This window comes from Methylobacterium sp. SyP6R, from assembly GCF_019216885.1.
GTDB lineage: Bacteria > Pseudomonadota > Alphaproteobacteria > Rhizobiales > Beijerinckiaceae > Methylobacterium.
Genome location: NZ_JAAQRC020000001.1, coordinates 2,579,914 through 2,594,034, shown reverse-complemented (window position 1 = coordinate 2,594,034; position 14,121 = coordinate 2,579,914). Strand labels below are relative to the sequence as shown.

Annotated in this window: 17 protein-coding genes; 8 read left to right on the top strand and 9 right to left on the bottom strand. The window is 71.3% G+C overall.

The genetic code is table 11. The features are described from left to right. Positions 1-31 precede the first annotated feature (31 nt). The gene (gene moaA, locus HBB12_RS11945) at positions 32-1,081 is read left to right on the top strand and encodes a GTP 3',8-cyclase MoaA (protein WP_236989537.1); all 1,050 of its coding nucleotides are present in this window, start codon (positions 32-34) and stop codon (positions 1,079-1,081) included. On the opposite strand, the gene HBB12_RS11940 is transcribed toward moaA, so the two are convergent. Beyond that, positions 1,078-1,281: a hypothetical protein gene (locus HBB12_RS11940; RefSeq protein ID WP_236989536.1), complete on the bottom strand. Its 204-nt coding sequence runs from the start codon at positions 1,279-1,281 to the stop codon at positions 1,078-1,080. The two genes, moaA and HBB12_RS11940, sit on opposite strands and share 4 nt — an antisense overlap. Before the next feature lie 163 nt (positions 1,282-1,444). Then, a complete protein-coding gene (locus HBB12_RS11935) occupies positions 1,445-2,659 on the bottom strand; it encodes an NADP-dependent isocitrate dehydrogenase (RefSeq protein WP_048433085.1) in 1,215 nt (404 codons plus the stop codon). 307 nt (positions 2,660-2,966) lie between these two features. Here HBB12_RS11935 and HBB12_RS11930 point away from each other — a divergent pair, with 307 nt between their 5' ends. After that, positions 2,967-3,713 carry an RNA methyltransferase gene (locus HBB12_RS11930; RefSeq protein WP_236989535.1) on the top strand — a complete coding sequence of 249 codons (747 nt, stop codon included), beginning with the start codon at positions 2,967-2,969 and terminating at the stop codon, positions 3,711-3,713. A gap of 124 nt (positions 3,714-3,837) precedes the next feature. Here HBB12_RS11930 and curA read toward each other — a convergent pair whose 3' ends face one another. Continuing rightward, complete coding sequence (gene curA / locus HBB12_RS11925) at positions 3,838-4,851, bottom strand: NADPH-dependent curcumin/dihydrocurcumin reductase (RefSeq protein ID WP_236989534.1); 1,014 nt, start codon at positions 4,849-4,851, stop codon at positions 3,838-3,840. 188 nt (positions 4,852-5,039) lie between these two features. On the opposite strand from curA, the gene HBB12_RS11920 reads away from it, so the two are divergent. Further along, positions 5,040-5,444: a DUF4174 domain-containing protein gene (locus tag HBB12_RS11920; protein ID WP_236989533.1), complete on the top strand. Its 405-nt coding sequence runs from the start codon at positions 5,040-5,042 to the stop codon at positions 5,442-5,444. Positions 5,445-5,510: 66 nt separating this feature from the next. On the opposite strand, the gene HBB12_RS11915 is transcribed toward HBB12_RS11920, so the two are convergent. Further along, positions 5,511-6,086 (bottom strand): hypothetical protein, encoded by a 576-nt coding sequence (locus tag HBB12_RS11915; protein WP_236989532.1) that lies wholly within the window; start codon positions 6,084-6,086, stop codon positions 5,511-5,513. Positions 6,087-6,234: 148 nt separating this feature from the next. On the opposite strand from HBB12_RS11915, the gene HBB12_RS11910 reads away from it, so the two are divergent. From HBB12_RS11910 to HBB12_RS11890, 5 genes are all read left to right on the top strand, one after another. Further along, entirely contained in the window at positions 6,235-7,026 is a 792-nt protein-coding gene (locus HBB12_RS11910) for a phosphodiester glycosidase family protein (protein WP_236989531.1), read from the top strand. Between the two features lie 58 nt (positions 7,027-7,084). After that, complete coding sequence (gene coaD, locus HBB12_RS11905; protein ID WP_203157459.1) at positions 7,085-7,588, top strand: pantetheine-phosphate adenylyltransferase; 504 nt, start codon at positions 7,085-7,087, stop codon at positions 7,586-7,588. Positions 7,589-7,619: 31 nt separating this feature from the next. Next, the gene (locus tag HBB12_RS11900) at positions 7,620-8,168 is read left to right on the top strand and encodes a peptidylprolyl isomerase (protein ID WP_236989530.1); all 549 of its coding nucleotides are present in this window, start codon (positions 7,620-7,622) and stop codon (positions 8,166-8,168) included. A gap of 181 nt (positions 8,169-8,349) precedes the next feature. Further along, the gene (locus HBB12_RS34645) at positions 8,350-8,634 is read left to right on the top strand and encodes a UCP034077 family protein (RefSeq protein WP_488656593.1); all 285 of its coding nucleotides are present in this window, start codon (positions 8,350-8,352) and stop codon (positions 8,632-8,634) included. Beyond that, entirely contained in the window at positions 8,631-9,086 is a 456-nt protein-coding gene (locus HBB12_RS11890) for a peptidylprolyl isomerase (RefSeq protein WP_091746664.1), read from the top strand. Before HBB12_RS34645 ends, HBB12_RS11890 begins: the two co-directional genes overlap by 4 nt. A gap of 260 nt (positions 9,087-9,346) precedes the next feature. Here the strand turns inward: HBB12_RS11890 and mobA are convergent, their stop codons facing one another. The 5 genes from mobA to HBB12_RS11865 form a co-directional block, all read right to left on the bottom strand. After that, positions 9,347-9,985 (bottom strand): molybdenum cofactor guanylyltransferase MobA, encoded by a 639-nt coding sequence (mobA, locus tag HBB12_RS11885; protein WP_236989529.1) that lies wholly within the window; start codon positions 9,983-9,985, stop codon positions 9,347-9,349. Further along, positions 9,982-11,127, bottom strand: a complete 1,146-nt coding sequence (locus HBB12_RS11880) for an Mrp/NBP35 family ATP-binding protein (protein ID WP_236989528.1) — start codon at positions 11,125-11,127, stop codon at positions 9,982-9,984. The genes mobA and HBB12_RS11880 overlap by 4 nt, the downstream gene beginning before the upstream one ends. Positions 11,128-11,256: 129 nt before the next feature. Further along, entirely contained in the window at positions 11,257-12,030 is a 774-nt protein-coding gene (locus tag HBB12_RS11875) for an ABC transporter ATP-binding protein (RefSeq protein ID WP_236989527.1), read from the bottom strand. Beyond that, on the bottom strand, positions 12,027-13,064 hold the full coding sequence (locus tag HBB12_RS11870) for a FecCD family ABC transporter permease (protein WP_236989526.1): 1,038 nt from the start codon (positions 13,062-13,064) through the stop codon (positions 12,027-12,029). Before HBB12_RS11870 ends, HBB12_RS11875 begins: the two co-directional genes overlap by 4 nt. After that, positions 13,061-14,083: an iron ABC transporter substrate-binding protein gene (locus tag HBB12_RS11865; protein ID WP_236989525.1), complete on the bottom strand. Its 1,023-nt coding sequence runs from the start codon at positions 14,081-14,083 to the stop codon at positions 13,061-13,063. The genes HBB12_RS11870 and HBB12_RS11865 overlap by 4 nt, the downstream gene beginning before the upstream one ends. Between the last annotated feature and the right edge of the window lie 38 nt (positions 14,084-14,121).

Sequence of the window (14,121 nt, the reverse complement as noted above, 5' to 3'; positions counted from 1 at the left end):
GCCTTGAGTCCCGCCGAGGAAGTTGAAGCGCATGTGGGGTCCCCGTACCGACGATCCGATGCCGGCGGTGTCCGTGCCGCCCCGGCCGGCGCCGCTGATCGATCCGTTCCAGCGCGCGATCACCTACCTGCGTGTCTCGGTGACCGATCGCTGCGACCTGCGTTGCGTCTACTGCATGTCCGAGGACATGGCCTTCCTGCCCAAGCGCGACCTGCTCACGCTGGAGGAGCTGGACCGGGTCTGCTCGGTCTTCGTGGAGCGCGGCGTGAGGAAGCTGCGCATCACCGGCGGCGAGCCGCTGGTGCGCCGGGACATCATGCGGCTGTTCCGCAACCTCTCGCGCCATCTCGCCTCCGGGGCGCTGGAGGAGATGACGCTCACCACCAACGGCACCCGCCTGCGCCAGCACGCCGCCGAGCTGGCGGATCTCGGCATGCGCCGGATCAACGTCTCCCTCGACACCCTCGACCCCCAGAAATTCCGGGCGATCACGCGGCGCGGCGACCTCGACACGGTGCTCGACGGCATCGCGGCGGCGCGCGAGGCCGGCCTGAAGGTCAAGATCAACGCCGTGGCGCTGAAGGGCGTCAACGAGGACGAGATTTCAGGCATGCTCGCCTGGGCCCATGGGCTCGGCATGGAGATGACGCTGATCGAGGTGATGCCGCTCGGCGACATCGAGCCCGACCGGGTCGACCAGTTCCTGCCGCTCTCGGTGGTGCGCGAGCGGCTGTCCGAGCGCCTTACCCTCACCCCGCTGCCCGACCGCACCGGGGGCCCGGCCCGCTACGTGCGGGTGGAGGAGACCGGCGGACGGCTCGGCTTCATCACGCCGCTCACCCACAATTTCTGCGAGAGCTGCAACCGGGTGCGCCTGACCTGCACCGGCCAGCTCTACCTATGCCTCGGCCAGGAGGACGCCGCCGACCTGCGGGCGGCGCTCCGCGCCTCCCCCGACGACGCCGTGGTGGCCGAGGCCATCCGAGAAGCCATCACCCGCAAGCCGAAGGGCCACGACTTCGTCATCGCCCGCGCGGCCAAGCCCGCGGTGCCGCGGCACATGAGCACGACCGGGGGTTAGAGCAGCACCCGATCACGGTGCGACACGATACACGACACAACGGGGTGCACGATGCGGGCCATCGCCGGGTGGCGGTGTGGGGCATCGGCGGTGACGACGCAGCCGGTCAGATCCAGGCTCGCCAGCATCGGGATGGTCGCAAGAGGATGGCGAGCATGGGGGGCGCGCACCTCGCGGAAGATGGCCGGAACGGCATTCATCGCGCGGCCTCCCTGGTCGGAGAGGCCGCTCTCTGAACTCGCGTTCAGGGCAGATCGACCCAAGGCCATCTCGGACGCACTTGTCCCGCCCACTCGGGAGACACGCGACATCGTCTTCGATTGGAAGATGGAAAGGCGGCCGGGAGCCCGGCCGCCTCGGGCCTTATGCCGTCATCGCGGTCTTCAGGTTCTCGTCGATCTTGTCGAGGAAGCCGGTGGTCGAGAGCCACTTCTGGTCGGGGCCGACGAGCAGCGCGAGGTCCTTGGTCATGAAGCCGGCCTCGACGGTGTCGACGCAGACCTTCTCCAGGGTCTCGGCGAACTTGGCGAGATCGGCGTTCGAGTCGAGCTTGGCGCGGTGCGACAGGCCGCGGGTCCAGGCGAAGATCGACGCGATCGAGTTGGTCGAGGTCTCCTTGCCCTTCTGGTGCTCGCGGTAGTGGCGGGTCACCGTGCCGTGGGCGGCCTCGGCCTCGACGGTCTGGCCGTCGGGGGTGAGCAGCACCGAGGTCATCAGGCCGAGCGAGCCGAAGCCCTGCGCCACGGTGTCCGACTGCACGTCGCCGTCGTAGTTCTTGCACGCCCAGACGTAGCCGCCGGACCACTTCAGGGCCGAGGCGACCATGTCGTCGATCAGGCGGTGCTCGTAGGTGATGCCGGCCGACTGGAACCGCGACTTGAACTCGGCCTCGTACACCTCCTCGAAGATGTCCTTGAACCGGCCGTCATAGGCCTTCAGGATGGTGTTCTTGGTCGAGAGGTAGACCGGGAACTTGCGGGCCAGGCCATAGTTCATCGAGGCGCGGGCGAAGTCGCGAATCGACTCGTCGAGGTTGTACATCGATAGGGCGACGCCGGCGCCCGGGAACTTGAACACCTCGCGCTCGATGACGGTGCCGTCGTCACCCTCGAACTTGACCGTCATGCGGCCCTTGCCCGGCACCTTGAAGTCGGTGGCGCGGTACTGGTCGCCATAGGCGTGACGGCCGACCACGATCGGCTGGGTCCAGCCCGGCACGAGGCGCGGCACGTTCTTGCAGATGATCGGCTCGCGGAAGATCACGCCGCCGAGGATGTTGCGGATCGTGCCGTTCGGCGACTTCCACATCTCCTTGAGGTTGAACTCCTTCACCCGGGCCTCGTCCGGGGTGATGGTGGCGCACTTGACGCCGACGCCGTGCTTCTTGATCGCCTCGGCGGCCTCGATCGTCACCTTATCGTTGGTGGCGTCGCGGTGCTCGACCCCGAGGTCGTAGTATTCCAGCGGAACGTCGAGGTAGGGGTGGATCAGCTTGTCCTTGATGGACTGCCAGATGATCCGGGTCATCTCGTCGCCGTCGAGCTCGACGACGGGGTTCGCCACCTTGATCTTCGCCATGTCTGATCCAGCCTTCCGTGATCCGGGGGCCGCCCACATGCCCGCGTAAGGCACGCGGCCGGCCGTGGCGCGGTCATAGCGCGCTGCACAAACAGGGGGAAGCGCCGGGACGGAATGGTTTTTCTCCGGTGTCACGAAAAAAGCCCCGGCGCGGGGGCACCGGGGCTGCAAGGAGGTCCGCCCTAACAACACGGATCGGGGCCGGTGGGTTCCCGGGCAGGCGCGACGCCCCTTCGCGATCCGGGCGGAAGGCCTTATGTGCCGGCAACTCCTCCCGTCCGATCACGTCCATGACCGATCGCATTTCATGACCGCTTCCTTGCCGAACCGCCCCGTCATCATCCTGGTCGAGCCGCAGCTCGCGGAGAATATCGGCATGACCGCCCGCGCGATGGGGAATTTCGGGCTCGACGCCCTGCGCATCGTCAACCCGAAGGGCGGCTGGCCGATGAAGGGCGTGCGCGAGACGGCCTCGAGCGCCACCCACGTCCTCGACGGCACGACCGTCTTTCCCACGGTTCCCGAGGCCCTGGCCGACCTGCATTACGTGCTCGCCACCACGGCCCGGGAACGGGGCCAGATGAAGCGGGTCTTCGGGCCCGACGCGGGGATGGCGGAGGCGGCCGGCCGGCTCGCGGCGGGGGAGCGGGTCGGTATCCTGTTCGGGCGCGAGCGGGTCGGGCTGTCGAACGACGAGGTCTCGCTGGCCGATGCCATCGTCACCTTCCCGGTCGATCCGGAGCATGCCTCGCTCAATCTCGCCCAGAGCGTGCTCCTCGTGGGCTACGAGTGGCGGCGGGCGGCGGGACAGGCCGTGCTGCCGTTCTCCGGGGAGATGCGCTCGGGACCGGCGCCGCGGGGGGCCCTGATCTCGCTGTTCGAGAGCCTGGAAGCGGAACTCGACGCCGCCGGCTACTACCCGCCGGCGAAGCGCGACGGAATGATCCGCAACATGCGCGACATGTTCCACCGCATGGCGATGACCGAGCAGGACGTGAAGAGCTTCCGGGGGGCGTTGCGGGCGCTGGCACGGCGGCCAGCGGAGGACGAGTAGGTCTCCGCGGGTTCAATCGATCCCGCGGCGCGTCTGCCACCCTCTTGGTCATCCCGGGTTCCGCTGCGCGGCCCCGGGATGACGATGGAGGATGTAGCTTTCGTCTGCGAAAAACGAATGCGTCCTATAGCTTCACGATCAATTTCCCGAAGTTGCGGCCCTTGAGCAGGCCGATGAAAGCCTCGGGTGCGTTCTCCAGCCCCTCGACCACGTCCTCGCGGTAGCGGATCTTGCCCTCGCGCAGCCATTGGCCGACGTCCTTGTGGAAGGCCGGGCCCTGATCGGCGAAATCGGAGACGATGAAGCCGCGGAAATTCAGCCGCTTGCTCAAGACGGCGCGCATCAGGGCCGGCACCCGGTCGGGTCCGGCGGGCAGCTCGGTCATGTTGTAGTTGGCGACGAGGCCGCAGACCGGGATGCGGGCGAAGTCGTTGAGGAGCGGCAGCACCGCGTCGAACACCGCGCCGCCGACATTCTCGAAATACACGTCGATGCCGTCCGGGCAGGCCGCCGCGAGCGCGGCGGGCAGGTCGCCGGAGCGGTGATCGACCGCCACGTCGAAACCCAGCTCCTCGGTAAGGTGCCGGCACTTGTCCGGCCCGCCGGCGATGCCGACCGCGCGGGCCCCCTTCAGCTTGGCGATCTGGCCGACCAGCGAGCCGACCGGACCGGTCGCGGCGGCGACAACCACGGTCTCGCCGGCCTTCGGCGCCCCGATGGTGAGCAGCCCGGTATAGGCGGTCATGCCCGGCATGCCGAGGACGCCCAGCGCCGTGGTGACAGGGGCGGCGGCGGGATCGAGCTTGCGCAGGCCCTGGCCGTTCGACACGGCAAAATCCTGCCAGCCGCCATAGGCCGACACCGTATCGCCGACCGCGAAGCCGGGATGGTGCGAGGCCACCACCTCCGACACCGTGCCGCCGACCATCACGTCGTTGATCTCGACCGGCTTGGCGTAGGACTTCGCCGCGCTCATCCGGCCGCGCATGTAGGGATCGAGGGAGAGGTAGCGGTTGCGCAGCAGCACCTCGCCCTCCTTGGCGACCGGCACCGTTCCGCGCTCGACGCGGAAATGGGCCGGGGTCGGCTCGCCGTGGGGCCGGGACGCCAGGACGATGCGGCGGTTCACGTCGGACATGCGGGGACCTCCCTTCAGGGATTTTCTCGGGGTGCGGGCTGGCCTCCCGGCCACGCCCACGCGTCGATCCCGTCGCAACTGGGACGCGCGACCCCGCGCGTCAACGCCGCGCTGGCCGGAGTTTGTAAGAGCCTTACCTGCGAGAGATGCGCCGGTCCCGCCCGGCTCCACCGCGAAAGGGTTCGGCCATGCTCCCGTCCTCGCTCCTCGCCGGCGCGCTCCTGCTCGCGGCAGCGATCCCGGCTGCAGCCGCCGGCTCCGATCTCGACCGCTACCGCTGGAAGTCCCGGGTGCTGGTGATCGCGGCCGATGCCGGCGATCCCCGCGCCGCCGCGCAAGGACGCATCGCCGAGGCGGCGGCGTCGGGGATGCGCGAGCGCGACCTCGTGGTGGTGCGGGCGATCGGCGAGGGGAGGGGGGCGGCCGCCTTGCGTCGCCGCCTCGGCCTGCCGGCGACGGGATTCCGGGCGGTGCTGGTCGGCAAGGATGGCGGGGCGAAGCTCACCGCCGAGGAGCCGATCCCGGCCGAGCGCCTCTTCTCCACCATCGACGCCATGCCGATGCGGCGGGAGGAGGCGGCGGGACGCCGCTGATGGGCCCGTAACGGGAAAGGGCCGCCCTTGCGCGGGCGGCCCTCGTTGGATCGCAGTCGGTCGCCGTCAGTAGCAGCGGGTCACGAGGACGCGGCGGTAGCCCCACGGGGTCCAGCGCACGCGCGGCACCTCGTAGCAGCCGCCGCCATAGCCGTAATCGTAGCCGCCGCCGTAATACCCGACCGGGGCGTATCCGCCGTAGCCGTAGCCGCCGTAATACGGGTAGGCCGTGGCCGCCGCGAGGCCGAGCCCGACGCCGAGCCCGAGGCCCGCCGCGCCCCAGCCGTAGCCGCGGCGATAGCCGTAGCCGCCGCGCCAGCCGCCATAGCCCCCGCGCCAGCCACCGAAGCCCACGCCGCGATAGCCGCCGTAACCGCCGCGCCAGCCGCCGAATCCGCCCCGGTAGCCACCGAAGCCGACCCCGCGATACCCGCCGAAGCCGCCGCGGAAGCCACCGCCGCCGAAGCCGCCCCGGAACCCGCCGCCGCCGAAGCCGCCCCGGAACCCGCCGCCGCCGAAGCCGCCGCCATGGAAGCCACCACCATGGAACCCGCCACCGCCGAAGCCCCGCGCCTCGGCGGTGGCCGGCACGACGAGCAGCGCACCCGCGAGGGCCGCCGATGCCGCCAACATGCCCTTCATGATCCGATCTCCCTTCGAGAGATAATCCGTGAACCCCCAGGCACTCAGAACGCCGACGCTCGTTCTCCGGTTCATGCTGCAAAACGTCACGATCGCCCTATACCGGTATCCCGAAAACCGGTCGCACGGGCGAGGAGCGGAGAGGCACATGGTGGGTCTGATGGCGGGTATGACCGGGCGTATCGGGGCGGTGTTGCTAGGGGCGGGGCTCGCGTGGCTTCCCGCCGGCCCTGCCGCTGCGGCGCCCGGCCCTGTCCCCGCCTCCACCCCGGCGGCCTCCTGCCGGCCTCAGACCCATGAAGGCCAGGCCTACGCCGTCTGCACCGTCGACCTGCGGCGCGCCCGGGTGAAGCTGTTCTGGCGCGGGCCCGACGGCCTGCCCTACGGCTCGCTCTCGCGGCTCGCCGGCCAGCAGGGCGACAAGCTCGCCTTCGCGATGAATGCCGGCATGTACGACAACGGCCTCGGCCCCGTCGGCCTCTACGTCGAGGACGGGCGCGAATTGAAGGCCGCCAACACCGCCAACGGCCCGGGCAACTTCCACATGAAGCCCAACGGGGTGTTCTACGTCGCGGGCGACCGCGCCGGGGTGATCGAGACCGGCCGCTACCTGAAGGCCCGTCCGCGCGCCGAGTTCGCGACCCAGTCCGGCCCGATGCTGGTGATCAACAACCGCATCCACCCCAAGATCTCCGAGGACGGCCCCTCGCAGAAGATCCGCAACGGCGTTGGCGTGCGGCCGGACGGGCATATTGCGGTGTTCGCGATCTCGGAGGCGCCGGTGAGCTTCGGGGCCTTCGCGCGGCTGTTTCGCGACGATCTCGGCTGCCCCAACGCGCTCTTCCTCGACGGCAGCGTGTCGAGCCTCTACGCCCCGTCCCTGGGGCGACAGGACCTGAGCCGGCCCCTCGGCCCGCTCGTCGGCGCCGTCACCAAGTGAGACCGGACGCAATGACGGGCGGTTCCGTCGGGCCCGAAAATGCTCTAGGGGGACCATGATGAACCGCACCGCGCTCTATGCCGGCTCCTTCGATCCGGTGACCAACGGCCATCTCGACGTGGTGCGCCAGGCCTGCCGCCTGGTCGGCCGCCTGGTCGTGGCGATCGGCGTGCATCCGGGCAAGACCCCGCTCTTCTCCGCCGAGGAGCGGGCGGAGCTGATCCGGGTCACCTGCGGGCCGCTCGCCGCCGAGACCGGCACGAGCCTCGAGGTCGTCACCTTTGCCGACCTCGCGGTGGCGGCGGCGCGGCGGCACGGCGCCAGCCTGTTCATCCGCGGTTTGCGCGACGGCACCGATCTCGATTACGAGATGCAGCTCGCCGGCATGAACGGTGCCATGGCGCCGGAGGTGCAGACCGTGTTCCTGCCGGCCTCGACCGGCGTGCGGCCGATCACCGCCACCCTGGTCCGCCAGATCGCCGCCATGGGCGGCGACGTGCGGCCCTTCGTGCCCGCGGCGGTGGCCGACCGCCTCGGCGCCCGCTTCGCCCCGTCCGCCTGACGCGGCCCTTCTTCCACCCAGGAGTTCCTCCATGATCCGCTGGCTCGCAGCCCTGGTGCTGTCCGTCGCCGCCTTCGGTGCCGCCGTCCCGGCGAGCGCCGCGCCCGACCAGAACACCGTCTATCTCGACACCAAGGACGGCCGGATCACCATCCAGCTGCGTCCCGACCTCGCACCCAAGCACGTCCAGCAGATCAAGACGCTGACGAAGCGCGGCTTCTACAACGGCATCGTGTTCCACCGCGTCATCGACGGCTTCATGGCGCAGACCGGCGACCCGACCGGTACCGGCATGGGCAAGTCCGACCTGCCGAACATCCCGGCGGAGTTCTCCAAGACGCCGTTCAAGCGCGGCACCGTCGGCATGGCCCGTTCGCAGGACCCGAACTCGGCCAATTCGCAGTTCTTCATCTGCTTCGGCGACGCCTCGTTCCTCAACAACCAGTACACGGTGGTGGGCGAGGTGACCTCCGGCATGGACGTGGTCGACAAGATCAAGAAGGGCTCGTCGGCCCAGAACGGCACCGTGCAGAACCCGGACAAGATCGTCCGGATGAGCCTGGCGCAGGACGGCCAGTAAGCCTTGCGCGGCGGGTTTTTTCGCGCCGGCCTCGCGCTGGTGGTGTCGATCTCGCCCGCCGCCGCGCAGTTCGACGTCTACGACAACCCCTCGGTGCTCTCGCTGCCGACCACCCTGCGGGCGACCGTGCGGGTTCCGGTGACGCCGCCGGAGGGGCCCGCCGACACCCTGGCGGCGCTTTATCCGCACCTCGCCACCTGCTGGCGCGCCCCGGCCGGTCTCGGGCCCGGCGCGATCACCGCGCGCTTCGCGCTGCGGGCGGGACGGGAGCCTTCAGGGCACCCCGCGGATCACGTTTTCGCGCGTTTCGCCCCGATGGCGGGATGCGCTCGTCGCCGAGACCCTGGCGTCGCTGGCCCGCTGCACACCGGCGCGGCTGACGGCGGGGCTCGGCGGCGCCGTCGCGGGGCGTCCCATTGCCCTGCGTTTCGTCTACCCTGGTCCGATTCAAGGAGACCGACCATGACCGACAGCAACCGACTCGTGATGGAGACCAGCAAGGGCCGCGTGGTCATCGAGCTGCGCCCCGACCTCGCCCCCAACCACGTCGAGCGGATCACGACCCTCTCGGAGCAGGGCTTCTACGACGGCGTGCCGTTCCACCGCGTGATCGACGGCTTCATGGCCCAGACCGGCGATCCGACCGGCACCGGCACCGGCGGCTCCGAGCTGCCCGACCTGAAGGCCGAGTTCAACGCCGAGCCGCACGTGCGCGGCACCTGCTCGATGGCCCGCACCAACTTCCCGCACTCGGCCAACTCGCAGTTCTTCATCTGCTTTTCCGACGCCCGCTTCCTCGACAAGCAGTACACGGTGTGGGGCAAGGTCGTTGAGGGCATGGACGTGATCGACCAGATCAAGCGCGGCGAGCCCGTGCGCGATCCCGACACCATCAAGTCGATGCGCGTCGAGGCGTAATCTCATCATCGGCGAGCCGACGCTGCCGCGATGACCGCGGGAACCCTCCCCCCTCTGCGGGGGAGGGTGGCGAACGGAGTGAGCGCAGCGGGACGAAGGTCCCGCCGAGAGGGGCAGCGCGACGGTGATCCAGAGGGCGCCCTTCATGACGGTCGCGACTTCTCCGGAAGCGGCGTCCCCTCTCCCGCCCCAGCGCGAGTGCTTCGCACTCGCCGTGGGGCACCCTCCCCCGCAGAGGGGGGAGGGTTCAAGCCCGAGCCTCAATGGATAAGCGTGCGGCCCTCGCCCGCCACCAGCCGCTCCGCCGCGAAAAAATCCTCCGGCGTGTTGAGGTTCAGGAACGGGTCCACCGGCTCCGTCTCCCACGCCGCTTCCGCGGCATTGTGCCGGGCGATCCACATGCCGACCCGCCGCAGGCCCCGCTCGACGAGGGCGGTCCGCAGGTCGTGGCGCAAGGACACCGCCCAGACCCCGTTCACGAAATGCAGCTGCCCGCCGGAGGCCGCGACCGCCATCTCGACGCCGTCGCGGGCCCGCGCCGCATGGAGCCGGGCGACGAAGTCGTGGGGCAGGAACGGCGTGTCGCCGGCGACGCTCGCGACGTAAGGAACGTCCGGATGGTGGCTCGCGCAGAAATCGAGGGCGGCGAGCACGCCGGCGAGGGGCCCCGGCGCATCGGGCAGCGAATCCGGTACCACGAAGCCCGTGAAGGCGCGGAACCGCCCCGGATCGCCGTTGGCGTTGAGGATCAGCCCGGCGGAGCATTGCGGGCCCAGGCGCTCGGCCACCCGTTCGAGCAGGGTCCTGTCGCCGAGCCGCAGCAGCGGCTTGTCGCCGCCGCCCATCCGGCGGGAGAGCCCGCCGGCCAGGATCACCCCGAGGGTCGGAGGAATACTCACTCGATCACGATCCGCGGCGCCGGGCGCGGGCCGGCGCCGCCGCTGAGATTCGTCCAGAGCGCCGCAGCGATCGCCCGGTAGGCGGCGGCCTGCGGCCCGTCGGGATCGACCGCCACGACCGGGCGACCGGCATCCGAGGATTCGCGGATCGTCATGTTGAGCGGGACCTCGCCGAGGAACGGCACGCCCATCGTGTCGGCCTCGTGGCGGGCGCCGCCATGGCCGAAGATGTGCGAGGTGCCGCCGCAATGCGGGCAGACGAAGGTCGCCATGTTCTCGACCACGCCGAGGATCGGCACCTCGACCCGGCGGAACATCGTGACCGCGCGCCGCGCGTCGATGAGCGCGAGATCCTGCGGCGTCGAGACGATCACCGCGCCGGCGAGCGGCGTGGCTTGCGCCAGCGTCAGCTGCGCGTCGCCGGTGCCCGGGGGCATGTCGACGATCAGCACGTCGAGTTCGCCCCAGGCGACCTCGCGCAGGAGCTGGGTCAGGGCCGATTGCACCATCGGGCCACGCCAGATCATCGCCGTGTCGGCGGAGATCAGGAAGCCGATCGACATCACCGGAAGGCCGTAGCCGTTGAGCGGCACGATGCGCTGGCCTTGCGGCGTGTTGATCGTCTCCGGCTTGCGGTCGAGGCCGAACAGCTTCGGGACCGAGGGGCCGTAGATGTCGGCATCGAGCAGGCCGACCTTGAGCCCCTGGGCGCGCAAAGCCAGGGCGAGGTTGCAGGCGGTGGTCGACTTGCCGACGCCGCCCTTGCCCGAGGCCACCGCCACGATGTGGCGCACCCCCGGCAGGGCCGGGCCGGGCCGGGGGCCACCTTGCGGCGCGCCGCCCGGGGCGGCGGGGCGGGGGGCGGGGCCGGCGCCGGTTCCGGCACCCGGACCGCGCTCGGCGGTGAGGCTCGCCAGAGCCGCCTTGACGCCGGGCACCTTGAGCACCGCGATCTCGGCCGCCTGGCGCACCGCCTCGAAGGCCTTGGCCTCCGGCGGCGCGATGCCGATCGAGAAGACGACCCGGCCGGAAGGGTCGATGACGATCTCCGACAGGCGGCCGGAGGCCGGCAGGCTGGTCCCCGCCGCATCGACCGTCACGCCCGCGAGCGCCTTCAGCACGTCGTCCCGGGTGATCGCCACGTCGTCTCGCTCCTGTCCGCCACGCGTATCCGTCCGGCGTCATGTAACCCCTGCGCCGGGAAACGCCAGCGCGGCGGGGACGGTCATCGGTGGGGGGCAGCGTGAGGCGCAGGTCTCGGAACGGCGTCCTCACCCGCCTGGCAGGAAGGCCCGGGCGCCGGTGCCTGAATCCCGCACCTCCTCGACCGGCGCGCCGTAGAGCCGGCTCAAGCTGGCGGCGTCCAGCACCTCCGCCACCGGGCCGGCGGCGAGGGCCGAGCCGCCGCGCAGCAGCAGCGCCCGGTCGGCGTAGCGGGCGGCCTGGTTGGGGTCGTGGGTGGTGAAGAGCAGGCCGAGCCCGTCGGCGCGCAGGCGCAGAATCTCGGCCATCACCCGGCCCTGGTTGCCGAAATCGAGGCTGGCGGTCGGCTCGTCGAGCACCACGATGCGGGGCTCCTGGGCGAGCGCCCGGGCGACCAGCACCAGTTGCCGCTCGCCACCCGACAACCGCGTCACCGGGCGCTCGGCGAGATGGGCGATGCCCATGCGGGCAAGCGCCGCCTCCGCCGCCGCGTGGTCGGCCCGGGACGGGGCGGCGAGCAGGCCGGTGCGGCTGGTGCGCCCCATCAGCACGACCGCCCGTGCCGTGAAGGCGAAGGCGCTCGCCGCGGCCTGCGGTACGTAGGCCATCGCCTGCGCCCGCTCCCGGGCGGTGAGACTGCCGAGCGGCCGGCCCTCGACCCGGATCGTGCCGCCCAGAGCGGGCAGCAGGCCCAACAGGGTCTTCAGCAAAGTGGTCTTGCCGCCGCCATTCGGTCCGAGCAGCGCCAGGGCCTCGCCGGCGGCGAGCTGCATCGTGAGCCCCCGCCCGATCTCCCGGCCGGGATAGCCGAAGGCGAGGTCGTCGGCCTGGAGCAGGGTCACGACCAGTCCCGCTCCGCCCGGGCGAGCAGCCAGAGAAACACCGGCGTGCCCACGAAGGCGGTGAGGATGCCGAGCGGCACCTCGACCGGCGCCACGGTGCGGGCGAGGGTGTCGATGGTGAGTAGCGTCCCGGCCCCGAGAAGCGCCGCGGTCGGGATCAGCCGGCCGAAGCCGGGGCCGACGAGGAACCGGGCGAGATGCGGCACCACCAGCCCGACCCAGCCGACGATGCCGGCCGTCGCGACGCTCGCCGCCGTGACCAGGGTGGCGGCGGCCACGACGGCGACCCGCAAAGGCCCGGTGGCGAGGCCGAGCGCGCGCGCCTCCTCGTCCGGCAGGGACAGCACGTCGAGGCGCCAGCGCAGCAGCAGGAGGAGCGCGGTGCCGAGGATCACGGGACCGGCGAGCGGCAGCAGGTCGGCGGGGTGCGTGCCCGACAGGCTCCCTAAGAGCCAGAAGGTCATCGCCGGGAGCTGGTTGTAGGGGTCGGCGAGATACTTGATCAGCCCGACCCCGGCGCCGAGGAGCGAGCCGATGACGACGCCGGCCAGCACCAGCACCAGGACCGGATCGCGCCCCGACAGGGCGGTACCGAGCGCGTAGACGCAAGCGACCGCGATCAGCCCGCCCGCGAAGGCCAGCCCCTCGATCGCCAGCACCCCGAGGGACAGCCAGATGCCGACGACCGCGCCGAGTGCCGCCCCCGACGAGGCGCCGAGGATGTCGGGCGAGACGAGGGGATTGCGAAACAGCCCCTGGAAGGCGGTGCCGGCGACCGAGAGGGCGGCGCCGATCAGGATCGCGGCGGCGATGCGGGGCCCGCGGATCTGCAGCACCACCGCCTCGACGGCAGGCGCCACGTCCGGCGCGTGGCCGGTGAGGCGGCCGAGGAGCACCCGGGCGACGTCGAGAAGTGAGACCGGATAGCGCCCGACCCCGAAGGCGAGGGCGGCGGCGAGCACCAGGGCCAGCAGCGCCAGCCACGGCCCGCCGAGCCGCACCGCCCGGATGCCCGCGAGGGCGATGCCGCTCACAGCGCTCCCGCCAGCACGCGGTCGAGGGCCGATTCGTCCGGCGTCACGTGGTAGAGCCGGCCGTAGAGGTCGCGGGCAACGCCCTTGATGTCCTCGGGGAACAGCGCCGGATAGAGGATTTTTCCGAGCCACCACAGGCCGATCAGGCGGTTGACCGAAGGCGGGAAATCGACCCAGCCGAAGGGCAGCGTTGGGCTCACGTGGAGCCGCCCGGATCGCAGGGCCGGGGTCGCCTGCCACAGCGGGTCCTGCCGCGCTGCGGCCGTGAAGGCGGGGTCGAGGGCGACGATCACCTCGGGCGCCCAGGCCACCACGTCCTCCGGCGAGACCTGCGCCAGGCCGCTACCCGGGCCGGCGACGTCGACGGCGCCCATCAGCGTCAGCGCCTCGACGTTGATCGAGCCCGCCCGCGCCGTCTCGAGGCCGCGGGGCCCCCGGGCGAGGTAGACCCGGGGGCGCTGGGCCTCCGGCACCGTCGCGACGCGCTCGCGCATCGTCGCCAGGATACCCTCGGTGAGGGAGGCCAGGGGCTCGGCGTCGCGCCCGATCAGGCCGCCGAGGCTGCGATAGGTGGCGGGTGCCGAGGCGAGGCGCCCGTCGAGAAGGGCGTAGGGGATGCCGGTCTGGCCCTGCACCCGGTCGGCCAGCGAGCGGTAGGTCTCGGCGGTGGAGCCGACATCGAGGATCAGGTCGGGCTTGAGCGCCAGCACCGCCTCGAGGTTGGCGGTGTTGCCGCGCCCGGTGAGCCGCCCGACCTCCGGCAGGTCGGCGGCCGGCGGCAGCAGGTAGGGTTTTTCCGCCGGGCGGATCGCCCGCGGCCAGCCGAGCAGCAGGTCGGGGGCGAGCGTGTAGAGCAGGATCGCCGCCGGGGGACCTGCGGGAAACACCCTGGTGACGGGATGTCTCAGGGTGTCGAGCGTCCGGCCGGCATCGTCCCGCGGGGGCTCGGCGGCGCGGGCCGCGTTTGCCAGCGCGAAGGCTGCGGAGCCGATCAGGAGGGAGCGTCGGTCGAGCGGCATCGCAAAGGCACTCACAACCTGCCGTCCGGCATCATGAA